This window comes from Corynebacterium lubricantis DSM 45231, from assembly GCF_000379425.1.
In the GTDB taxonomy this organism is placed as follows: domain Bacteria; phylum Actinomycetota; class Actinomycetes; order Mycobacteriales; family Mycobacteriaceae; genus Corynebacterium; species Corynebacterium lubricantis.
Genome location: NZ_KB902236.1, coordinates 40,038 through 62,950 on the forward strand (window position 1 = coordinate 40,038; position 22,913 = coordinate 62,950).

Consider the following 22,913-nt stretch of genomic DNA (forward strand, 5'->3'; position numbering starts at 1 on the left):
TAATAGTGCTTTCCCCTCAGCGGTGATACAGGGAAAAGTGCCGGGCTCTCGACTCGACGTTAGCTTTGGAGGAAGATCACGTCGAGGGTGCGAGGGCCGTGAACACCTTCGACACGAACGAGCTCAATGTCCGAAGTTGCCGATGGGCCCGAAATCATGGTGATTGGCGCGACGGGGTCCAACCTTTCGAGGGATTCAGGAATCAACTCGACCACTGTGTCTGTGCGCACCACGCAAATGTGATGATCTGGTACCAGCGTGATCGCGCGACGCCCTTCGTCTTTCTGGCCGGACAAAAAGATCGTGCCCGTCTCGGCGCACGACACCGTGGAGGATGTCACCACCGCATCAGCGTTGTTGAGTTCCTCCGCCGTCAGCGTCTCTCCTTCCTCAGATCCACGCGTATCTACGATCCACTGGTACTGCTCCCCTTCTGGCAGCCACTGGCCATCAAGCTCCGGCGGGAGGACAACTCTGGTGCTTTCTCCCAGGAGCTCCGCGATGCGCCCCGCAATCGAGCCGGTTGTTTCTCGATACACATTGGCTTTGTAGTCAATCAGGCGGTCTTCGAGCATGTCCAAGGTGTCAGCGGCAGAAATCTCCGAGGACCTACGGTATTCCCGCGGTACCTCAGGGGCAGCGGGATGGTCGGCGAGGGCGCTACGCAGCCCTGCGAGAATCTCAGTTTTGGTGTCGCTCACTGCTCATCCTCTTCTTTGTTTGGGGCGTTTGTGGAGTTTGTGGTGTTTGTACGCAGACCACCATCACGTGCAACGCGCTCGGACGATTCATTCTCATGCTTCTTCCACCAGTTGCGGAACGATTGCTTCGGTGGAGCAGGAATGTCGCGCTGCGCAGTCCACCCGCCAACGATGCCTGGCAGCCAACTAATTTCGCGATCTTTACCAGCAACAACACGACCAAGTGGCAATGCCTTCTCTGCCGCGGACATGAGCTTGCCGGAAGACATCACGACCGATGCACCCTTCATTATCACGTCCATCTGCGAAGGCGGCGACGGCAGTTTTCGCTTTGATTCTTTCGTTTGAGAGCTGTCCGTGTTTGCTGGGGTTTCGGTTGTTTTCTCGTCGTCAGACTTTGAATGTTGCGCCCGAACGTCCTCGTCGCGAAGGTGCACCAAAATGTCCGGGATGTTGATCTTGACTGGACACACTTGGTAGCAGGCACCACACAACGAAGACGCGTAAGGCAGTGACGCGTTTTCGGCCGAAGTGATTCCGGTGAGCTGCGGAGACAAGATCGCACCGATCGGTCCCGGATAGGTCGAACCGTACGCATGCCCACCTGCGTGCTCATAGACTGGGCATACGTTGAGGCAAGCGGAGCAACGAATGCAATGGAGTGCGGAGCGGCCTTTCTCGTCGTTAAGCACCGCGGAGCGACCATTATCTAGCAAGACAACGTGCATGTTCTGAGGTCCATCGCCTGGCGTTACCCCAGTCCACATCGAGGTGTATGGATTCATCCGCTCGCCCGTTGATGAGCGAGGCAAGAGTTGTAGGAAGACCTCTAAGTCGGAGAACGTAGGCACGAGCTTTTCAATGCCCATGACCGTAATCAACGTATCGGGCAGAGTCAGACACATCCGGCCGTTGCCTTCGGACTCGACAATCGTCAGCGTGCCCGAATCCGCCACGCCAAAGTTGGCACCAGAGATGGCGACATTAGTGGTCAGAAACTTTTCGCGCAGATACGTACGGGCAGCATCGGCAAGATCATGTGGTTCGTTTGTCAGATCCGAGTCGACCTCCGGCATCTCTTTGAGGAAAATCTCGCGGATTTCATCGCGGTTACGGTGGATCGCTGGCACCAGGATGTGCGAGGGTTTATCGTGTCCAAGCTGGACAATTAACTCAGCCAAGTCCGTCTCGGTGGCGGTAATTCCATGACGATTGAGGTGCTCCTCCAGGTTGATCTCCTGGGTAGCCATCGACTTAATCTTGATGACTTCCTTCGAACCTGTATCTGCCACGAGCTTTGTAATGATCTCATTGGCTTCGACGGCATCGCGCGCCCAATGCACGTGCCCACCACGAGCCGTGAAATTTCTTTCAAACTCTTCCAAAAGCTCAGGCAGCTGGGCCATGGTGCGTTCTTTTAACGCCGAACCAGCGTCGCGCAGTTGTTCCCAATCCGGCAGCTCAGAAACCACTTCTCCACGTTTGTTGCGGATTGAATGGGTCGCATGACCGATATTCTTCCGCATCTGAGAGTTCTTTAGTTCATGCTTGGCAGATTCAGGGAACGGGACGTTGAGGTAGACGTTGCTCGAGTCCGAAGCATGGCGGACTCCCGGCATTCCCAGCGATGTTGCAGCCATTATTTCGCTCCTTCGGTGATGGAAAGTTCTACTGGACCGGAAACATCGAGTGGATTGGCTTTCGTGGAGGCAAGGATTTCAGCTAAATGGATGGTGCTTAGGGTCGATTTCTTCCGCGACATTGCACCACTGAGATGGAGAAGGCACGAGGCATCTCCACCAGTGCAAATATCGGCTCCCGATTTTTCAATATTGCGAATTTTCGCATCTGCCATTGCTCCAGAAACGTCTGGATTCTTGAAAGAGAACGTTCCGCCAAAGCCGCAGCATTCTTCTGCGTCTGGAAGCTCATAAAAGTCGATCCCCTCTACCGACTTCACTAAGACTTTTTGCCGATCCCCGAGCTTGAGAAGGCGCATTCCATGACACGAAGGGTGGTAGGTCACCTTGTTCGGGAACCAGGATCCGAGCTGTTCCGTGGCATCCGTAATCCCTAATACGTCAGTGAGAAGGTGAGCGAGTTCGTATGTGTTTGCCGCCACTTCCTCGGCCTCTTTTGCAAGAGCCTCGTCCCCACCTGCCCTAGCGATCATTGGTTGTTGATGCCCCAGCGACGCCACACATGAACCCGAAGGCGCAACGGCGACGTCATAGCTTTCCTTAGTGAATGCCTGTACATGGTTTCGCACGACCGGCAACGCGTCATCAAAGTAGCCGGAATTCACATGCATCTGGGAGCAGCACCCCTGCCCAGATGGAAACACCACCTGGTGACCAAGCCTTTCAAGAATCCGCACAGTCGCAAGAGCAACTTTCGGATACATCGCATCGACGATACAAGTGCTAAAAAGCGCAATCTTCATAGTTTTCTCCGTTCACCCGGGAGCAAGTGTCACCTATCGTAGGACGATATTTATGGTCGCGTGGCTGTCATTCGTTCCAGTAATTACCCGATGAGCGTTTAATTACATTTCGCTAATCGACGATTGCTCCCGCCCGAATCCCCTCCAGCACTTCCATAGAACATAGTTTCTAACTTCCTCTTGCGATTTCCATGATTACATGTATTATCGAAAACATCAAGTCGAACACATAGTCGATTAAGGGGGAATTATGGCAGATGAAATCACGCAAATTGTTGATCAGATAGAACAGTCTCTCGAACGACTGTCTGACATCATGATGGATCCCGATTCCCTTGCCCTACAGGAAATCCATGAGGACTTTGAGCGGCTCGAATCCGCATTCAATCTCAAGTCAGGAATTGATGCCTCTTTCGCCTATGTCTGTGATCGCGATAATGCTGGTCAACTTGTCGGCGCCAATTACCCGATTGAATATCTCACCCAACGCCTTGGGCTGAGCCGCCGAGCGGGCTTCGATCGCATTGAGCGAGGGAAAGCACTCTTCCAGCCAATCAACATTCCCGAGCCAGAGGTCCTCCCCGATGACGAGGAAGACAAGGCTCGAGAAGAAGAGGAGCGCAAGCGGAGAGAAGACGAGGAGCGCAAAGCTCAAGCACGCGCACGCCAACAGGCCAAAGAGCGTGCTGCCTCGGAAGAAAAACAACGCATCATCAATCAAGCTCTACGTGACCTGTCCGAGCACTCACAACCAGGTCGGTCTGAAATTTATGCACAAGCCATGGAAGCTGCGAAAACCCGCGGCCCCGAGGATCTTCGCAAATTCGTTGAGAATCTAGTGCGCCAAGCCAACCGGCAGGCACGGGATACATCGGGCAAACGAGATCCATTCGCTGCTTTTAAGCGTCGCAGCATCCAGATCGGTGAACCAGACTCGCAAGGCCTCAGCAAAATCGTCATCATGGCGCCGGCCGGCGAAGCAGCACTTCTGAAGAGCCACCTCGATGCAGGCTATGCTCCAGGGTCCAACATGCCTGACGGCTCCAAAGAAGATAAGCGCACTCGGTCTCAGCGTGGATTCGATCAGCTTATGAAGATCCTTCGTTCTTTCTCGAACGAAAAATCCAAGAATAATAAAGGTGTCGGAAGCGTCGTCTTGTCTGTCACGATGGATGACCTCGCTAACGCTGACGAAAACACCCAATTCCCCACCAACACCGGAATCGACATCGACTGCTTTGATGCCCTGCGTCTCGGCTTCACCGGAACGGATTTCGTGGTTCAGGTTGATTCCTTCACCGGAATTCCACTCTCCATGGGCGAAACCCGACTCGCCGATGTTTACCTTCGCATGGCAATACTGGCGGCTCAGGCAGTATGCGCCTGGTTCGGTTGCACTAAGCCTTTCTCCGAATTAGAAATCCACCACATACGGGCCTACATACAAGGTGGGCTGACAGACATAGACAATCTCCTTGCCTTATGTCGAGAACATCATCGCTGCAACAATGACAACCGCGATGGAGCAGGAAACAAAGGCTACATCGACCGGGATCCTGAAACCGGAGAAGTAGCAGTATTCCCTGCGAACGGTGGAGCTCCTCAGCCTAATACCACTCACCAATACGAACAGTCCGCAGGACAGAAGCTGAAGCGGCGAGGCCAAAAGAAATACAGCAAAACTGGCCCACCCCGGCAACCTGATCCTCCCTTGTTCCCAGTCCCAAACCTCTCAGAGCATAGTTCTGCCTAAGTATCGGCCCTCGTCGTAGTGATGACGTGGTCGTTCCCTCGGCGTTATAATCGGCGTTTACATCATATTTCTCAGCTTTGAACCTAAAGCAATAACGATTGGATTATTGAATGTCGGCATTTGAAACAAAAGCTTGGTTGGATCACTACACACCTTGGACTCCGAAAAATTTGGATTACGGGGACACCACTCTGCTGGATCTCTATGACAACAACCTTGCTATTAATGCCGACAAACCGGCGACTTGGTTCTTCGGTCGCCGCCAAACCTATGACGAACTCGACAAAGTCGTTCGCCGCGCAGCTGCCGGCCTCAAAGCTTTCGGTGTTCGCCCCGGCGACCGCGTCGCCATCATGCTGCCCAACTGTCCTCAGCACATCGCAGCTTTCTATGCAGTACTTAAGCTTGGCGCAACCGTGGTCGAACACAACCCGCTGTACACGGCTCATGAGCTGCGCGGACAATTTCAAGATCACGGTGCCCGAGTGGCTATCGGCTGGGACAAGTCAGCTGGAACATTGGACGAGCTCCGCAAAGACACCGAACTAGAGACAATCATCAGCGTCAACATGGTCAATGCCATGCCTAAGCTGCAACAGATTGCTCTGAAGATTCCAATCAAAAAGTTGCGCGATTCACGCGACCAACTGACTGCCCCAGCACCAAACACAGTTCCTTGGGAGACGCTCATCAGCTCCGCGATCGGTGGCGAAGGCGATGACATTGTCTCGGAACCGTCCGTCACTAAGGAATCTTCGGCCCTAGTCCTCTATACCTCTGGAACTACAGGTTCCCCGAAGGGAGCTGAACTCTCACACGGAAATCTTTTCGCAAACCTCCTGCAGGGCAAAGCTTGGGTCAAGGGCCTCGGCGACTACGACGAGCGCATGCTGGCGGCTCTTCCCCTCTTCCACGCTTATGGCATGACCATGGTGTGTACGCTTTCCGTTTACATCGGCGCAGAGATGGTGTTGCTACCTTCCCCACAGATTCCACTGATCATGGACGTGATGAAAAAGCACACTCCAACCTGGGTTCCTGGTGTTCCCACTATTTACGAGAAGATCGCCAACTCGGCTGAGGAACAAGGCATCGAAATCAAGGGAATCCGCAACGCATTCTCCGGTGCTTCCACGTTGCCCACGAGCACTGTAGAAAAGTGGGAACGTCTTACCGATGGCCTCCTCGTCGAGGGCTACGGACTGACAGAAACTTCGCCGATTCTTGTGGGTAATCCCATGAGCGAAGCACGCCGCCCCGGCTACATTGGTATTCCCTTCCCTGACACGGAAATCCGCATCGCCAATCCCGACAACTTGGACGAAACAATGCCTGACGGCGAAGAGGGAGAACTCCTCGCCCGCGGCCCCCAGGTATTTAAGGGCTATCTAAACAAGCCCGAAGAAACCGAAAAGGTCTTTCACAATGGCTGGTTCCGCACCGGCGACATGGGCATCATGGACGAAGACGGGTTTATCCGTCTCGTCGCTCGCCTGAAGGAAATCATCATCACCGGTGGGTTTAACGTCTATCCCGCCGAGGTAGAAGACACGATCCGCGATCATCCCGATGTCGACACAGTTGCCGTTGTTGGCCGTCCGCGCGAGGACGGTTCCGAGGATGTGGTTGCCTGCGTGACTTTGAACGATGGCGCCGCCCTCGATCCAGAAGGCCTGAAAGAGTTCGCACGGGAGCGTCTCACTCGGTACAAGGTTCCGCGTACCTTCTACCACTTTGAAGAGCTAAATACCGATCAGCTTGGCAAGATTCGTCGCCGAGAAGTACAAAAGGACCTGCTTAAACTGCTGGAGCAAAAGAAGTAAATTAATTAACTAAGAATTGTGGTTCGTTTCGCAAATGTGTGGCATACTAAAAAACTAACCAATCATGACCTGCATCACATTTGACCGAAAGGTGCCCCCGTGTCGGCCTTCGAAACTAAAGCATGGACAAAGCAATACGCAGAGTGGACCCCCACCACCCTGGAATATGGGGACACCACCCTCGTTGACGTATACGACAACAATCTGAAGAAAAACTCGCACAAATCAGCAACCTGGTTTTTCGGCAGGACCCAAACTTATGGTGCCCTCGACCAACAGGTGAAAGCGGCGGCGGCTGGCCTCAAGGCCTTCGGTGTCCGCCCCGGCGACCGCGTCGCCATCGTGCTGCCGAACTGCCCCCAGCACATCGCCGCCCTTTACGCCGTGCTCAAGCTCGGCGCCACCGTTGTTGAACACAACCCGCTCTACACCGAGCACGAACTCAAGGGCTTGTTCCAGGACCATGGTGCCCGCGTCGCCATCGTCTGGGACAAGGCAGTTCCCATCGTGGATAACCTCCGCAAAGACTCAAACCTGGAAACGATCATCAGCGTGAACATGGTCGAGGCCATGCCAAAATTGCAGCAAGCCCTGCTGCGGATCCCGCTTCCGTCCATCCGGGAGAAGCGCTCCGCCCTGACCGGCGACGCGCCGAACGCGATCGAGTGGAAGACCCTCCTTAGCGATGCCATCGGCGGCTCCGTCGAACACGTGAAGTTCCCCGAGGTGATTAATAAGGAAGATACGGCCATCATCCTGTACACCTCCGGCACTACCGGCAAGCCAAAAGGTGTTCCCCTCTCACACGCCAACATCTACTCCAATTGCAAGGCGGGCGAAGCCTGGGTTCCCGAATTTGGCAAGGGCGACGAACGCATGATGGGAGCCCTTCCCATGTTTCATGCATACGGTCTGACTCTGATTGGCGTACTCGCCGTCCACGTCGGCGCCGAGATGATCCTCATGCCTGCCCCGCGTATCCCGCTCATCATGGACATCATGAAGAAGCACACGCCAACCTGGCTCCCAGCAGTGCCGACTCTGTACACGAAGATCATCGAGGCTGCGAAGGAAGAAAACATCGAGATCCGGGGCATCAGGAATTCCTTCTCCGGTGCCGCCCCGCTCCCAGTGGCAACAGTTGAGGCGTGGGAAGAACTAACTGGTGGCCTCCTCGTCGAGGGCTATGGCCTTTCGGAGACCTCCCCAGTCCTGGTCGCCAACCCAATGGACGGGAACCGCCGCCCGGGCTACATTGGCGTCCCCTTCCCCGACACCGAAGTTCGCATCGCCAACCCCGAGAACTTGGACGAGACCATGCCAGATGGCGAGGAAGGCGAGCTGCTTTGCCGTGGCCCGCAGGTGTTTAGCGGGTACCTCGAAAACCCCGAGGCCAACGCGGAGGCCTTCCACGATGGCTGGTTCCGCACCGGCGACGTCGGCATCATGGAATCGGACGGCTTCATCAAGGTCATCGCCCGCACCAAGGAAGTTATCATTACCGGCGGCTTCAATGTTTACCCAGCCGAAGTCGAGGATGTCGTCCGCAAGCATCCCGATGTGGTCAATGTCGCGGTCGTCGGACGCCCTCGCGCAGACGGCTCCGAAGACCCAGTGGCCTGCGTCATCCTTCGTGATGGCTCAGCCCTGGACCCCGAAGGCCTCAAGGCATTCGCCGCCGAACGACTCACCAACTACAAGGTTCCCCGTACCTTCTACCACTTCGAGGAGTTGAAGTCGGACCAGTTGGGCAAGATTCGTCGCCGCGAAGTGCGGACAGACTTGCTCAAGCTTCTCGAGGAGAGCTAAGCCTCAAGCACAGCTAAGACCAGCACAAATACCTCCAAACCACCCCCGGTTTGGGGGTATTTTCATGCGTCCTATATACCCCCTGGGGTATATTAATTTTCGTAAACCCCCCGGGGTATAGAAAACACTGAAAGGTCTCCTCATAATGTGCCAACCTGCCACCTGCTCTAACTGCGGAAAAACCACCTGGGCCGGATGCGGCCAACACGTCGATCAAGTAAAGGCCACCGTCCCCGCCGGACAATGGTGCACTTGTTCAAAGCCAGAGCCACAAAGCTTCCTCTCTCGACTGTTCGGAAAGTAGACAAAGTAGAAACATGAAACCAACCACCGTCATCGTCGGCGGCGTCGCCGGCGGCATGTCCACCGCAACGCGCTTGCGTCGCAACGACGAGAACCGCGAAATCATCGTTCTCGAGGCTTCCGGAAACGTCAGCTTCGCCAACTGCGGCCTCCCCTACTACGTCGGCGACGTCATCACCGAGCGCCAGGACCTCCTGCTGCAGACACCTGAATCCCTGAAGAACAGGTTCAACCTCGACGTCCGCGCCAACACCCGCGCCACCGCCATCAACCGCGACAAGAAAACGGTCACTACCGACTCAGGCGAAGAAATCTCCTACGATTCCCTCGTCCTCTCCCCCGGCGCGACCCCACTGCTGCCACCCATCGAGGGCATCGAACGCGCACTCACCCTGCGCACCGTCGAAGACGTCGACAACATCGTCGCCCATCTCGAGGGCGCAAAGTCGGCAGCACTGATCGGTGGTGGCTTCATCGGCCTCGAGCTCGCAGAAAACCTCACTCACCGCGGCCTGAAGGTCACCGTGATCGAGCGCAGCCCACAGATCATGGCACCTCTCGACGAAGAGATGGCAGCGCTCGTCCAGAAGTACCTGGAAGACAACGGCGTCACCGTCCTCACTAACGCCGACACCACCCTCATCGGCGAGAACAGCCTCACCCTCGCCGACGGCACCACAGTCGATGCAGATATTACTGTCGCCGCCATCGGCGTCCGCCCCGCTTCCGAGCTGGCACGCGACGCCGGCCTCGACATCGGCGCCCGCGGTGGCATCGTTGTCGACGACTACCAGCGCACCTCCGACCCGGCCATCTTTGCTCTCGGCGACGCCGCCGAGAAGCGTGACGGCGTCGACGGCTCCGACACGCTGGTCCCACTGGCACAGACCGCGAACCGTCACGGTCGCCTGGTCGCCGACATTATTTCCGGCCGCGACGTCCGCCGCACCGGTACCCTGGGCACCTCGATCGTTGGCCTCTTCGGACTCTCGGCCGCAGCCGTGGGCTGGAACGAACGCAAGGCGAAGGCAGCCGGCCTGAACCCGCGCGTCATCCACCTGCACCCCGCCGACCATGCCGGTTACTACCCTGGTTCGCACCAGATGCACCTGAAGCTCGTTGTCAACGCCGACACCGATGCCATCCTGGGCGCTCAAGGTGTGGGCGAGGGCGGCGTCGATAAGCGAATCGACGTCATTGCCACCGCCATGCGTGGCGGACTGACCGCCTCTGATCTTGCGGACCTCGAGCTCGCGTATGCGCCCCAGTTCTCGTCGGCGAAGGACCCTGTCAACATGGCAGGTTTCATCAACGACAACATTGTCCAGGGCGAGAAGACGGTCCAGTTCCACGAGCTGGAGCAGTATCTGGAAGATGGCTGGGAGCTGATCGACGTCCGCGAGCCGAGCGAGTTCGCGGCCGGCCAGATCCCGGGGGCACGCAACGTCCCACTCAATGATCTGCGCGACCGGATCGAGGAATTCAAGGGTGGCAAGTACGTCGTCCACTGCCAGGTCGGCCTGCGCGGCCACACGGCCTCATCACTCCTGCGCAACCATGACATCGACGTGGCTAACTTGGACGGCGGTTACGTCACATGGTCGTCTGTACAGTAGGGGCTATGAAAATAACTGCAGAGGAGGCTAAGCCAGCGATCACGCGCCTTAAGCGTGCGCGTGGCCAGCTTGATGCCATCATCCGCATGCTCGAGGAGGGTGAGGAGTGCGAAAAGGTGGCCACGCAGATCTCCGCGGCCTCCACGGCGGTCTCTCGCGCTGGCTTCCTTGTCATCTCCAAGGGCATGCAAAAATGCATGGAGGAAGAGGGGCCAAACTCCCTTGACCAGGAGAGATTGGAAAAAATCTTCTTGTCCCTGGCCTAAGCCTTGGCCTAGGCCCCCGCATAAGCAAAGGGGTCACACCCGAATCCTGTCCAAAACATGAGAGTTCCCTCACAATACAGGGCGTGTCGTTCACTTCCTACGAGTTCGTAAGTTACGGTGTCGTAGTTGCACTGTTTCCGACCCCTAAACACTTTGAAGGAACATCCGCATGTCTTTAACGCCCCTTCTTGCCATGACGAACCCTGCCCTCGCATTTGCCGGGCAGGGTTCTAACTGGCAGTACGCGCTTTCCGATGCCGCTGCATCCCCGCTGACCCGCACCCGCCTCGCTGACCTCATCGATGGCGCGCGCACCACCACCGGACCGGTTGCCCGCTTGCTGGCTTCCACGGTCCCCGGAATGGCAGAACGCCTCCGCGAACTGATTGCCGAAGACGCTGCAGCTACCCCTGCAGCGATCGACGTCCATCCAGCGGTCAGCGTCCCGGGCATCGTGCTCGGCCAAATCGCTGCCGTTGATCAGCTCCGCGACCTGGGGCTTAACATCTCCGATACCCTCCTTGCGGGACACTCGCAGGGCTCCCTCGGCGTTTCGGCCGCTCGCCACCCAGAGCAGACCCTGGCCTTTGCCTTCCTGCTCGGCACCGCCGCCTCCCACGTGCACGGTGCCACCGACGAGCGCCCACACATGCTCTCCATCCGCGGCCTGTCCCGCGACGATGTGGCAGCAGTGCTCGCTGAGACCCCAGCAGCCGCAGGCGCCGAGATCGCCGTCATCAACGGCCCGCGCCACATCGTGCTCTCCGGCACCCCGGATTCCCTCGAAGCAGCCCAGGAAGCGATCACCAAGATCGCGGACGCTCACAACGCGCGCCTCGAATCCGCCGAGTTCGGTGGTTCCGAGCTCAATCCGCTTTTCGACGAGCTCCCAGTCGCCTACCCATTCCACAACTCCTCCAACGCCGAGGCCGTGGAATTGGCAGCCCAGTGGGCCGAAGAGTGTGGCATCGACCTGGGTGAAACCACCCCTCGCGAGCTCGCCCAGGCGATCCTGCACGACCAGCATGACTGGCCGGCAATCGTCGCAAAGCTTCTCGACGACGGCGCCACCCACATCGTCGCCCTGGACAAGTCCCTGGCGTCGCTGACCTCGAAGCTTGTCGCAGGCCACGGCGTTCCCGTGATCACCGCCGACTCCGCTGCCGCGCGCGACGAGCTGGCCACCCCGGGCAGCGAGCTGCCCGAGGCCGTCGACTACTCCGACTTCGCACCACGCCTGGTCCGCCTGCCTGACGGCAAAACCTACACCCAGACCCGCTTCTCGTCCGTGACCGGCCTCTCGCCGATCATGCTCGGCGGCATGACCCCTTCCTCGGCCGACGGCGAAATCGTCGCGGCCGCCGCAAACGCCGGTTACTGGACCGAGCTCGCGGGTGGCGGCATGTACTCCGACGAGGTGTTCACCAAGCACAAGAACACCATGGAGTCCTTCCTTGAGCCGGGCCGCGCCGCCCAGTTCAACACCATGTTCTTCGACCGCTTCCTGTGGAACCTGCAGTTCGGTCAGACCCGCATCGTGCCAAAGGCCCGCGCGGCCGGCGCACCTTTCAACGGTGTGTGCATCTCCGCTGGTATCCCTGAGGTCGACGAGGCTACCGAGCTGCTCGCACAGCTCAAGTCCGACGGCTTCCCATATATCTCCTTCAAGCCTGGTACCTCCAAGCAGATCCGCGACGCCCTGAAGATCGCCGCCGCGAACCCTGACTTCCCTGTCATCTTGCAGGTCGAGGACGGCCACGCTGGTGGCCACCACTCCTGGACCGACCTCGACGACATGCTGCTGGACACCTACGCCGAGGTGCGTAAGTACCCGAACGCACTGCTCGCAGTCGGCGGCGGCATCTACTCGCCTGACCGCGCTGCTTCCTACATCACCGGTTCCTGGTCCGAGAAGTACGGCCTGGCTGCCATGCCTGTCGACGCCGTCTTCATCGGCACCGTCGCCATGGCCACCAAGGAAGCCAAGGCCACCGATTCGGTCAAGGACCTCCTGGTCAACACCAAGGGCCTGCCTATCGAAGACAACGGCGGCTGGGTCGCCCGCGGCTCCGGCACCAACGGCGTTGCCTCCTCGCAGTCGCACCTGCTGGCCGACATCCACGACCTGGACAACTCCTTTGCAGCTGCATCGCGCCTGATCACCTCGCTGGATATCGAGGACTACGACGCTCACCGCGACGAGATCATCGAGGCTTTGAGCAAGACCTCCAAGCCTTACTTCGGCGACGTCGAAGAGATGACCTACGCACAGTGGGTCGAGCGTTTCGTCGAGCTGGCTCACCCATTCGTCGACCCAACCTGGGACGACCGCTTCCTCGACCTCCTGCACCGCATCGAGGCTCGCCTCAACGAGACCGACCACGGCGAGATCGAGACCCTGTTCGCAGATATCGACGAGGTCGCCGACGCACCAGCAATGGCTAAGCGCCTGCTCGAGGCGTACCCGGCCGCACACGAGATTCAGGTCTCCCCTCGCGACGCCGCTTGGTGGATCTCCCTGAACTACAAGCACGTCAAGCCAATGCCATGGGTCCCAGCCATCGACGGCGACCTGAAGACGTGGTTCGGCAAGGACACCCTGTGGCAGGCCCAGGACGAGCGCTACACCGCCGACCAGGTCCGCATCATCCCAGGTCCTGTCGCTGTTGCGGGCATCACCAAGAAGAACGAGCCCGTCGCAGACCTGCTCGGCCGCTTCGAGTCCGGTTCCACCGAGGCCCTGCAGTCCGCAGGCGTCGAGGAGACCGAGCTTTACTCCCGCCTCTCCGACGCACAGTCGGCTGAGGAATTCATCAAGGCCGCACCGACCATCGTCTGGCACGGCCACCTCATGGCGAACCCTGCCTACGAGATGAACGACGACGCTTACGATTTAATTCAGGATCCGCAAGGATCCTGGTCGATCCGCATCAACTCCGACTCCTACTGGGATAACCTGCCAGAAGAGCAGCGTCCGTTCTACGTCCGCGAAGTCACCATCCCGCTGGACCTGTCCGAGGGCACCGCAACCGGCGCGTCTCCTGTCGTGTCCGACGAGCGCCTCCCTGATTCCGTGTTCGCACTGCTCGAGGGCCTCGCTGGCGTCGGCTCCACTTCGGAGAACGGCGACGAGATCACCGAAATGCCACAGATCATCGAGGGCTCCGAGTCCGAGGACGCACCATTCGGCGTGGCCAAGTACTCCTTCACCTTCCCAGCCTCGCTGCTCACCGCGCACACCAACGTCACCGGCGCAGCCCTTGGCGAGGTCAAGGCCGGCACCCCTGACGTACTCGTCGGCCCTGCGTGGCCAGCAATCTACACCGCGCTCGGCTCCGGCAAGCTTGCCGACGGCTACCCAGTCATCGAGGGCCTGCTCAACGCTGTCCACCTCAACCACGTCGTCGACCTGCGCGTCCCACTCGAGGAATTGGCCAACGGCCGCACCATCGACGTGACCTCGAAGTGCACGGCTATCGACGAGTCCGCCTCCGGCCGCATCGTCACCGTGGAACTCGAGCTCTTTGATCGCGAGTCGGGTGACCTCGTCGCAACGCAAATGCAGCGCTTCGCCATCCGCGGCCGCGCGACCGGCACCAACGTGCCAACCCCTGCGCCTGAGTGGGGCGGCGGCAAGTCCTCGACCAAGGTCGAGTCCACCCCGCGCTCCTTCGTGGACCGCGCCACCGTCACCGCACCTTCCGATATGACCGCCTTCGCGCTGGTCTCCGGCGACTACAACCCGATCCACACCTCCTACAACGCCTCCGGCCTTGTCAACCTCCAGGCACCGCTGGTGCACGGCATGTGGCTCTCTGCCACCGCGCAGCACCTTGCTGGCCGCCACGGCGAGGTCGTGGGCTGGACCTACTCCATGTACGGCATGGTGCAGCTTAACGACGAGGTCGAGATCACCGTCGAGCGCGTTGGACGCAAGGGCATCCACCAGGCCCTCGAGGTCACCTGCCGCATCGACGGCGAGGTCGTCTCCGTGGGCCAGGCGCTCATGGCACAACCTCAGACCGCCTACGTTTACCCAGGTCAGGGCATCCAGACCGAGGGCATGGGCAAGGGCGACCGCGACGCTTCTCCTGCAGCGCGCGACATCTGGCGCCGCGCCGATCGCCACACCCGCGCAAACCTGGGCTTCTCCATCCAGCGCATTATCGACGAGAACCCAACCAGCGTGAACGTCAAGGGCACCGAGTTCAAGCACCCACAGGGTGTTTTGCACCTGACCCAGTTCACCCAGGTTGCGCTCGCCGTTGTTGCCTACGCTCAGACCGAGCGTCTGCGCGAGGGCAACGCGCTGGCTGAGGGCTCCATGTACGCCGGCCACTCCCTCGGCGAGTACACCGCCCTGGCTTCCCTGGCCAACATCTTCGACCTCGAGTCCGTCATCGACGTGGTCTACTCCCGCGGCTCCGCCATGGGCACCCTGGTCCCTCGCGACGCCGACGGCAACTCCGAGTACGGCATGGGCGCCCTGCGCCCGAACATGATCGGTGTTTCCGCCGACGACGTCGAGGCCTACGTGGCCAAGGTGTCCGAGGAGACCGGCGAGTTCCTGCAGATTGTCAACTACAACATCGCAGGCCAGCAGTACTCCATCGCGGGCACCAAGAAGGGCCTCGCACAGCTGAAGGCGCAGGCCAACGGCATCCGCGACCGCGCCTTCGTCACCGTGCCTGGCATCGACGTTCCGTTCCACTCCTCCGTGCTGCGCGACGGCGTTCCTGCCTTCGCCCAGAAGCTCGATGAGCTCCTGCCAGCCGAGATCGACGTGGACGCACTCGTCGGCCGCTACGTGCCAAACCTGGTTGCTCGCCCATTCGAGCTGACCCAGGACTTCATCGATGCCATCAAGGCTGAGGTGCCAACCACCGCCTTCGATAACATCACCGCCGAGAACACCGACGCGAACACCCTGGCGCGCACGCTGCTCATCGAGCTGCTCGCATGGCAGTTCGCGTCCCCTGTGCGCTGGATCGAGACCCAGGACTTGCTCCTGCAGTCCAACGACCAGATGATCGAGGTCGGCCTGGCTTCCTCGCCAACCCTGACCAACCTGGCCAAGCGCGAGATGGACGTCATCGGCCACCACATCCCGGTCCTCAACGTCGAGGCCAACCAGGATCAGGTCATGCTGCAGGATGCCGTCGAGGCACCTGCACACGAAGAGCCTTCGCTTGACGACGACTCTGCCGACCCGACTCCTTCCGCCGCTTCCGATTCCCCAGCCGCGCCAGCGGCTGCGCCAGCCGCCCCAGCCGCAGCTCCTGCTCCGGCCGCGCCAGCGGCCGCCGGCGGTTCCGCCGCCGATGCCCCTGAGCTGGCGTTTACCGCAGCCGAGGCCATCATGGTCCTGTTCTCCTTCCAGAACAAGATGCGCTACGAGCAGATCAACGACTCGGATACCGTCGAGGAGCTCACCAACGGCGTGTCCTCTCGTCGTAACCAGCTCTTGATGGACATGTCCGCCGAGATCGGCGTGCCTGCCATCGACGGCGCGGCCGACGCCGACGTGGCCACCCTGCGCGACAAGGTCAAGACCGCAGCCCCTGGCTACTCGCCATTCGGCTCCGTGCTCTCCGAGGCCATCACCGCCCGCCTGCGCCAGCTCACCGGTGCAGCCGGCGTGAAGCCTGCCTATGTCGGCGAGCGCGTCACCGGTGCCTGGGGCCTGCCAGCTTCCTGGGCCGCACATGTCGAAGCAGAAATCCTGCTGGGCTCCCGCGACGAGGAATCGGTCCGCGGCGGCACCCTGGCGACCATCCCAACCTCGGCTTCCTCCAAGGCTGACGTGGACGCCCTCATCGACGCGGCCATCCAGTCGGTAGCTAACCGTCACGGTGTCTCCGTCTCCATGAACGCTGGTGGTTCCGGCGGTGGCGGTGGCGTGGTCGACTCCGCGGCACTCGACGCTTACGCCGAGACCGTCACCGACACCCTCGTGTCCACCGCACGCACCCTGCTGAACAAGCTCGGTGTCGTCGACGAGGTCGAGGCCGTCGAGGTCCCTGATACCACCGTCATCGACACCGTTGAGGCCGAGCTCGGCTCCAACTGGGTCAAACTGGTCACCCCATCCTTCGATGCCAAGCGCGCCGTGCTTTTCGACGACCGCTGGGCCCAGGCCCGCGAGGACCTGGCACGCATCGCTCTCGGCGAGGTCACCATCGACGTCGCTCGCTTTGCGGGCACCGGCGAGACCGTCGCTGAGCAGGCCGAATGGTACGTGGCCAACGGCTACGAGAACGCTGACCTGCTCTCCGAGATCGCTACCGCCGCACGCGGCGAGGCCGACGAGGAGTTCAAGAACGACGTCGCACTGGTCACCGGTGCCGCACCGGGCTCCATTGCGACCGCAGTCGTCGAGCGCCTGCTCGAGGGCGGCGCGACCGTGATCATGACCGCGTCGAACGTGTCCCAGGCGCGTAAGGAATTCGCTCGCCAGCTGTACCGCGACCACGCTTCCGTCTCCGCGCAGCTGTGGATCGCACCGGCGAACCTCTCGTCGTACCGCGACATCGATGCCCTGATCGACTGGATCGGCTCCGAGCAGCGCGAGACCGTGGGCAACACGGTCAAGGTGACCAAGCCAGCGCTCATCCCAACCCTGGCGTACCCATTCGCGGCTCCTTCCGTCTCCGGTTCTTTGGCCGATGCGGGCGCACCGGCCGAGAACCAGGCACGTCTGCTGCTCTGGTCCGTCGAGCGCACCATCGCGGGTCTCTCCGAGCTCGCACAGCGTGCCGACGACTTCCCGTCCACCCGCGCACACATCGTTCTGCCTGGTTCCCCGAACCGCGGCATGTTCGGTGGCGACGGCGCCTACGGCGAGGTCAAGGCTGCTATGGACGCCATCCAGGCGAAGTGGTCCGCTGAGGCTGGTTGGCCTGAAGGCGTGACCCTGGCTCAGGCGAAGATCGGCTGGGTTGCCGGCACTGGCCTGATGGGTGGCAACGACGGCCTCGTGCCTGCCGCCGAGAAGGCTGGCATCCACGTGTGGGATCCAGAAGAGATCTCCTCGGCTCTGATCGGTCTGGCTTCCAAGGAGACCCGCGCGCAGGCAGCCGAGGCTCCGATCGAGCTGGATCTCACCGGTGGCCTGGGAGATTCCAAGATCTCCATCTCCGCTCTGGCGAAGCAGGCTCAAGAAGAGGCCGCCAACGCCGAGCCAGAAACCGCCGAGGTTGAGGCACCTGTCACCATCAAGGCGCTACCTAATACCGCTCACCCAACGCAGGCGACAGCCGCCGAAGTTGGCGACGTCACCTGCGACCTCGACGACATGATCGTCATCGTGGGCCTCGGCGAGGTTTCCTCCTGGGGTCTGGGTCGCACCCGCGCCGAGGCCGAGTACGGCATGCAGCGCGACGGTACCGCCGAGCTCACCGCCGCTGGTGTCCTTGAAATGGCCTGGATGATGAACCTGGTCCACTGGGCTGAGGATCCAAACCCAGGCTGGTACGACGCCGACGGCACCGAGATCGCCGAAGAGGACATCTACGACCGCTTCCGCGACGAGGTTGTCGCACGCTCCGGTGTGCGCGAGCTGACCGACAAGTACTTCCTCACCGACCGCGGCTCCATCGATCTGACCGAGGTCTTCCTCGATCGCGACATCACGTTCACCGTCGCCAACGAGGACGAGGCCCACGACATCGAAGAGGCCGATCCTTCCAAGACGAAGGTCGAGCTCATCGACGGCGAGTGGACCGTGACCCGCCTGGCTGGTGCGACGGCACGCGTGCCTCGCAAGGCCACCCTGACCCGCACCGTTGCTGGCCAGATGCCTGACGACTTCGACCCAACCAACTGGGGCATCCCAGCCCAGATGGTTGACGGCCTGGACCGCATTGCCGTGTGGAACCTGGTCACCGCCATCGACGCGTTCGTCGGCGCTGGCTTCACCCCGGCTGAGCTGATGAAGTCGATCCACCCAGCCCAGGTGGCTTCCACCCAGGGCACCGGTATCGGCGGCATGGAGTCCCTGCACAAGGTGTTCGTCTCCCGCTTCCTCGGTGAGGAGCGCCCGAGCGACATCCTGCAGGAAGCCCTGCCAAACGTTGTGGCGGCTCACGTCATGCAGTCGCTGGTCGGCGGCTACGGCTCGATGATCCACCCGGTTGGCGCTTGTGCAACCGCCGCGGTCTCCGTCGAGGAAGCCGTGGACAAGATCGCGCTGGGCAAGGCTGACTTCGTGGTCGCCGGCGGTATCGACGACGTTCAGGTCGAATCCCTCGCGGGCTTCGGCGACATGAACGCTACCGCCGAGACCAAGAAGATGACCGACCAGGGCATCGACGACCGCTTCATCTCTCGTGCGAACGACCGCCGTCGCGGCGGCTTCCTCGAGGCTGAGGGCGGCGGCACCGTGCTCATCGCTCGTGGCTCCCTGGCTGCGGAGATGGGTCTGCCTGTCCTGGCTGTCATTGGCTTCGCTTCCTCCTTCGGCGACGGCGCCCACACCTCGATTCCGGCTCCTGGCCTGGGTGTGCTGGCTTCGGCTCGCGGCGGCGAGAACTCGCGCCTGGCGAAGAACCTGAAGTCCCTGGGTCTGACCCCAGACGACGTCAGCGTCCTGTCCAAGCACGACACCTCCACCAACGCCAACGATCCAAACGAGTCCGAGCTGCACTCCCTGCTGTGGCCTGCGATTGGTCGCGATCCGAAGAAGCCGATGTACGTCATCTCGCAGAAGACGCTCACCGGCCACTCGAAGGCAGGTGCGGCGCTGTTCCAGACCGGCGGCATCATCGACGTGCTGCGCACGGGCAACATCCCACAGAACGCTTCCCTGGACTGTGTGGATCCGCTGCTCGAGCCAAAGTCGAAGAACCTGGTCTGGCTGCGCTCCCCTCTCGCTCTCGGTGAGGGCAACGTGAAGGCAGCCGCGCTGACTTCCCTGGGCTTCGGCCACGTTGGCGCCCTGCTGGTCCTGGCTCACCCAGGCGTCTTCGAGGCTGCTCTGGCGAAGTCTGGCCAGGATGTCGAGGCATGGCGCAAGCGTGCCACCGACCGCCTGCGTGCCGGCGCGAACCACCTCGAGGCGGGCATGATCGGCCGCACCGAGCTGTTCAAGCAGGTCGAAGGCCGTCGCTTCCCGGAGAAGGGTGCGCACGAGGCCGAGATCGCATTGCTTCTCGACGAGAACGCGCGCCTTGGCGACGACGGCGTCTACCCAAGCGCCTAAGCGCTAAAAGGTAGCTAGCTAGAAAGTGCCCACCGGAGAAAGTTTCCGGTGGGCACTTCGTCGTCTAGCGGAACCTGCTCTTTAGGCCGCTGCGGAATCGAAGACGAACGAGGCCGTGTTGCTTAGATCAACCCGCAATAGTCCCCGCTCTGGGTGCCACCAGATCGGCTGGCCACTGCGACGCGCCTGATTCGTGATGGTGCGTAGCTCGGTGCGCTGGTCGTCGAAGGAAAAGTCGCGCACGCGTTGCCAGCCGCCACTATTGATGGCCGCTTCTGCTTGGCTGTGGAACTTTTCGGTGCCGGTGGTAATGGCCATCCGGCGAAGTGGTGTACTCATGGGAGTGCTCCTAAAAATCGCGTCTTCCTCGCGGCGTGTGCTCGAACGAGGCCGATCTTCCTTCGGGGGCACCGTGTGCGATACGCGGTTGCCAGTCAGCCTGCCGAAGGGCGTTAGCGGCTGATCTTCTTGATCGTGTCCACCACAATATATACCGCTTGGTCTAGTTGCAAGTCTGCCCCCAATAGTGACCCACGCTGCTAATCTGCTTATCCATGGCATCGATTACTTTCGATCACGTAGATATTCAGTACCCCGGCGCCGACGAACCCACGGTGCGCGACTTCGAGCTCGAGATCGCCGACGGCGAGTTCCTCGTGCTCGTCGGCCCGTCTGGCTGCGGTAAGTCCACCACGCTGCGCGCGCTCGCCGGCCTCGAGCCGACCAGCGGGGGACGCATTCTTATCGACGACACCGACGTCACCGATTTGGAGCCCGGGGAACGCGACGTGGCCATGGTCTTCCAGAACTACGCGCTGTATCCGCACCTCAGCGTGGCGAAGAACATGGGATTCGCCCTCAAGTTGGCCAAGCTCCCCCAGTCCGAGATCGACGCGAAGGTCAACGAGGCTGCCGAGCTGCTCGGCCTGACCGAACTGTTGGATCGTCGCCCCAAGGACCTGTCCGGTGGTCAGCGCCAGCGCGTGGCCATGGGTCGCGCCATCGTGCGCGAGCCGAAGGTCTTTCTGATGGACGAGCCGCTGTCCAACCTGGATGCCAAGCTGCGCGTGCAGACCCGCGCCGAGCTCGCCGCCCTGCAGCGCCGCCTGCGCACCACCACCGTCTACGTCACCCACGACCAGGTCGAGGCGATGACCATGGGCGATCGCGTCGCCGTGCTTGATAAGGGCGTGCTCCAGCAGGTTGCCGCACCCAAGGAGCTCTACGCCAACCCGGTCAACGAGTTCGTCGCCGGCTTCATCGGCTCACCCGCCATGAACCTTTTCGACGATCGCGGCGCCAGCCAGTCCGTGCGCCTCGGCGTGCGCCCCGAGGCGATGCACCTGGTCACCGCCGATCATCCGGCACCGACCGGCTGGGTTGTGCGCAGCGGCACCGTCGAGCTCGTCGAGGAACTCGGCTCCGAGGCCTACGCCTACGTCGCCACTGAGGGAGATCGGCTCGTCGCTAAGGTCCCTCAAGGACATGTCCCCCGCATTGGTGCCGACGCTGAACTCACCTATGACCCAGAGGCCGCGCACCGCTTCGATAAGGAAACCGGGCAGCGCATCTAAATTTACCCCCGAAAAGTATGATTTGAACCATTTTGCTTCGGCGCTATGGGGTGCATCACTAACCTAGAAGAACCATTAAAAATTCCTGAAAGGTTCTTCGCATGACGCACCGCATCACGCGCCGCACACTGGGCACCCTCGCCGCTGTCACTGTTGCCTCGGCTACCCTCGTCGCCTGCTCGAGCGGCGAATCTGACTCCGCTTCCCCTTCCGCCACCGAGGGCGCTTCGGGCGAAGAGGCCCGCGGCCCCATCACGTTTGCCATGGGCGCCAACGACGTGGACAAGCTCGTCCCCATCATCGAGGCATGGAACGCCGAGCACCCAGACGAGGAAGTCACCCTCCGCGAGCTACCCGGCGAGGCCGACGCACAGCGCGAAACCCTCGTGCAGTCCCTGCAGGCTGGCAACAGCGATTACGACGTGATGGCGCTCGACGTTGTCTGGACCGCCGACTTCGCCGCCAACCAGTACCTCGCACCACTTGAGGGCGACCTCGCCGTGGACACCGACGCGTTGCTGCCGGCCACCGTGGAATCCGCGACCTACAACGACACCCTCTACGCGATGCCGCAGAACACCAACGGCCAGCTGCTCTTCCGCAACACCGAGATCGTGCCTGAGGAACCAACCAACTTCCAGGAACTCATCGATTCCTGCACCGCCGCCGAGGACGCCGGCGTGGGCTGCCTGACCACCCAGCTCTCCCAGTACGAGGGCCTGACGGTGAACACCGTGGGCTTCATGGAAGGCTGGGGCGGCTCCGTTCTCGGCGAGGACGGCACCTCTGTCACCGTCGATTCCGCTGAATCCAAGGAGGGCCTCCAGGCGCTTGTCGACGCTTACGCCGACGGCGTGATCACCCAGGACTCCACCGCCGCGACCGAGGAAGAGACCAACCTCGCCTTCGTCGAGGGCCGCACCGCGTATGCCATCAACTGGCCATACATGTACTCCAACGCTGAGGGCGAAGCCTCCGAGATCGCCGGCAATGTCGAGGTCAGCCCACTCGTGGGCAAGGATGGCGTCGGCGTGTCCACCCTGGGCGGCTACAACAACGGCATCAACGTCAACTCCGAGGCCAAGATGACAGCCCGCGACTTCATCGAGTTCATCGTCTCGGAAGAAAACCAGCTCTCCTTCGCTGAGGCATCCTTCCCACCGGTTCTGGCGTCCATCTACGACGACGAAGACATCATCGCGGAGCACCCATACATGCCAGCGCTGAAGACCTCCCTGGAAAACGCGGCGCCTCGCCCGGTCAGCCCGTTCTACCCAGCAATTTCCAAGGCCGTGCAGGATAACGCCTACGCAGCCCTGACCGCCGGCAAGAGCGTCGACGACGCTACCGCCGACATGAAGAGCGCAATCGAGAACGCTTCCAACTAACTCGAGTGCGATCCCCAAACACCTGCCCGCGAAAACCC

At 60.8% G+C, this 22,913-nt stretch carries 12 protein-coding genes and 1 riboswitch; of the genes, 8 read left to right on the top strand and 4 right to left on the bottom strand.

The window, feature by feature from the left end:
• Positions 1-59: 59 nt before the first annotated feature.
• From A37O_RS0112600 to A37O_RS0112610, 3 genes are read right to left on the bottom strand one after another with little or no spacing between them, the layout of a single operon-like run.
• Positions 60-701, bottom strand: a complete 642-nt coding sequence (locus tag A37O_RS0112600; RefSeq protein ID WP_018297864.1) for a LutC/YkgG family protein — start codon at positions 699-701, stop codon at positions 60-62.
• A complete protein-coding gene (locus A37O_RS0112605; RefSeq protein ID WP_018297865.1) occupies positions 698-2,341 on the bottom strand; it encodes a LutB/LldF family L-lactate oxidation iron-sulfur protein in 1,644 nt (547 codons plus the stop codon). Before A37O_RS0112605 ends, A37O_RS0112600 begins: the two co-directional genes overlap by 4 nt.
• Positions 2,341-3,144, bottom strand: coding sequence for a (Fe-S)-binding protein (locus A37O_RS0112610; protein WP_018297866.1), 804 nt, complete (start codon positions 3,142-3,144; stop codon positions 2,341-2,343). Before A37O_RS0112610 ends, A37O_RS0112605 begins: the two co-directional genes overlap by 1 nt.
• 250 nt (positions 3,145-3,394) lie before the next feature.
• On the opposite strand from A37O_RS0112610, the gene A37O_RS0112615 reads away from it, so the two are divergent.
• From A37O_RS0112615 to A37O_RS0112640, 6 genes are all read left to right on the top strand, one after another.
• A complete protein-coding gene (locus A37O_RS0112615) occupies positions 3,395-4,897 on the top strand; it encodes an HNH endonuclease signature motif containing protein (protein ID WP_018297867.1) in 1,503 nt (500 codons plus the stop codon).
• Between the two features lie 110 nt (positions 4,898-5,007).
• Positions 5,008-6,720: a long-chain-fatty-acid--CoA ligase gene (locus A37O_RS0112620; protein ID WP_018297868.1), complete on the top strand. Its 1,713-nt coding sequence runs from the start codon at positions 5,008-5,010 to the stop codon at positions 6,718-6,720.
• Positions 6,721-6,819: 99 nt separating this feature from the next.
• Positions 6,820-8,529 (top strand): long-chain-fatty-acid--CoA ligase, encoded by a 1,710-nt coding sequence (locus tag A37O_RS0112625; protein ID WP_018297869.1) that lies wholly within the window; start codon positions 6,820-6,822, stop codon positions 8,527-8,529.
• Between the two features lie 317 nt (positions 8,530-8,846).
• The gene (locus tag A37O_RS0112630; RefSeq protein WP_018297870.1) at positions 8,847-10,448 is read left to right on the top strand and encodes an FAD-dependent oxidoreductase; all 1,602 of its coding nucleotides are present in this window, start codon (positions 8,847-8,849) and stop codon (positions 10,446-10,448) included.
• A gap of 5 nt (positions 10,449-10,453) precedes the next feature.
• Positions 10,454-10,714 (top strand): metal-sensitive transcriptional regulator, encoded by a 261-nt coding sequence (locus A37O_RS0112635; RefSeq protein WP_018297871.1) that lies wholly within the window; start codon positions 10,454-10,456, stop codon positions 10,712-10,714.
• Positions 10,715-10,883: 169 nt separating this feature from the next.
• Positions 10,884-19,913 carry a type I polyketide synthase gene (locus A37O_RS0112640; RefSeq protein ID WP_026196361.1) on the top strand — a complete coding sequence of 3,010 codons (9,030 nt, stop codon included), beginning with the start codon at positions 10,884-10,886 and terminating at the stop codon, positions 19,911-19,913.
• An 81-nt stretch (positions 19,914-19,994) separates the two neighbouring features.
• Here the strand turns inward: A37O_RS0112640 and A37O_RS0112645 are convergent, their stop codons facing one another.
• The gene (locus A37O_RS0112645) at positions 19,995-20,252 is read right to left on the bottom strand and encodes a hypothetical protein (RefSeq protein WP_156802603.1); all 258 of its coding nucleotides are present in this window, start codon (positions 20,250-20,252) and stop codon (positions 19,995-19,997) included.
• A 15-nt stretch (positions 20,253-20,267) separates the two neighbouring features.
• A riboswitch (SAM riboswitch) is annotated at positions 20,268-20,387 on the bottom strand.
• An 80-nt stretch (positions 20,388-20,467) separates the two neighbouring features.
• Between A37O_RS0112645 and A37O_RS0112650 the strand changes: the two genes are divergently transcribed.
• Entirely contained in the window at positions 20,468-21,487 is a 1,020-nt protein-coding gene (locus A37O_RS0112650; RefSeq protein ID WP_018297874.1) for an ABC transporter ATP-binding protein, read from the top strand.
• 101 nt (positions 21,488-21,588) lie between these two features.
• On the top strand, positions 21,589-22,875 hold the full coding sequence (locus A37O_RS0112655) for an ABC transporter substrate-binding protein (RefSeq protein WP_018297875.1): 1,287 nt from the start codon (positions 21,589-21,591) through the stop codon (positions 22,873-22,875).
• Positions 22,876-22,913: the final 38 nt, after the last annotated feature.

What these genes read in the sequence shown, in the direction of transcription:
- A37O_RS0112640 (WP_026196361.1), top strand. Translation starts at nt 10,884, where the DNA reads ATGTCTTTAACGCCCCTTCTTGCCATGACGAACCCTGCCCTCGCATTT.
- A37O_RS0112645 (WP_156802603.1), bottom strand. Translation starts at nt 20,252, where the DNA reads ATGAGTACACCACTTCGCCGGATGGCCATTACCACCGGCACCGAAAAG.
- A37O_RS0112620 (WP_018297868.1), top strand. Translation starts at nt 5,008, where the DNA reads ATGTCGGCATTTGAAACAAAAGCTTGGTTGGATCACTACACACCTTGG.
- A37O_RS0112605 (WP_018297865.1), bottom strand. Translation starts at nt 2,341, where the DNA reads ATGGCTGCAACATCGCTGGGAATGCCGGGAGTCCGCCATGCTTCGGAC.
- A37O_RS0112655 (WP_018297875.1), top strand. Translation starts at nt 21,589, where the DNA reads ATGACGCACCGCATCACGCGCCGCACACTGGGCACCCTCGCCGCTGTC.
- A37O_RS0112615 (WP_018297867.1), top strand. Translation starts at nt 3,395, where the DNA reads ATGGCAGATGAAATCACGCAAATTGTTGATCAGATAGAACAGTCTCTC.
- A37O_RS0112650 (WP_018297874.1), top strand. Translation starts at nt 20,468, where the DNA reads ATGGCATCGATTACTTTCGATCACGTAGATATTCAGTACCCCGGCGCC.
- A37O_RS0112635 (WP_018297871.1), top strand. Translation starts at nt 10,454, where the DNA reads ATGAAAATAACTGCAGAGGAGGCTAAGCCAGCGATCACGCGCCTTAAG.
- A37O_RS0112630 (WP_018297870.1), top strand. Translation starts at nt 8,847, where the DNA reads ATGAAACCAACCACCGTCATCGTCGGCGGCGTCGCCGGCGGCATGTCC.
- A37O_RS0112610 (WP_018297866.1), bottom strand. Translation starts at nt 3,144, where the DNA reads ATGAAGATTGCGCTTTTTAGCACTTGTATCGTCGATGCGATGTATCCG.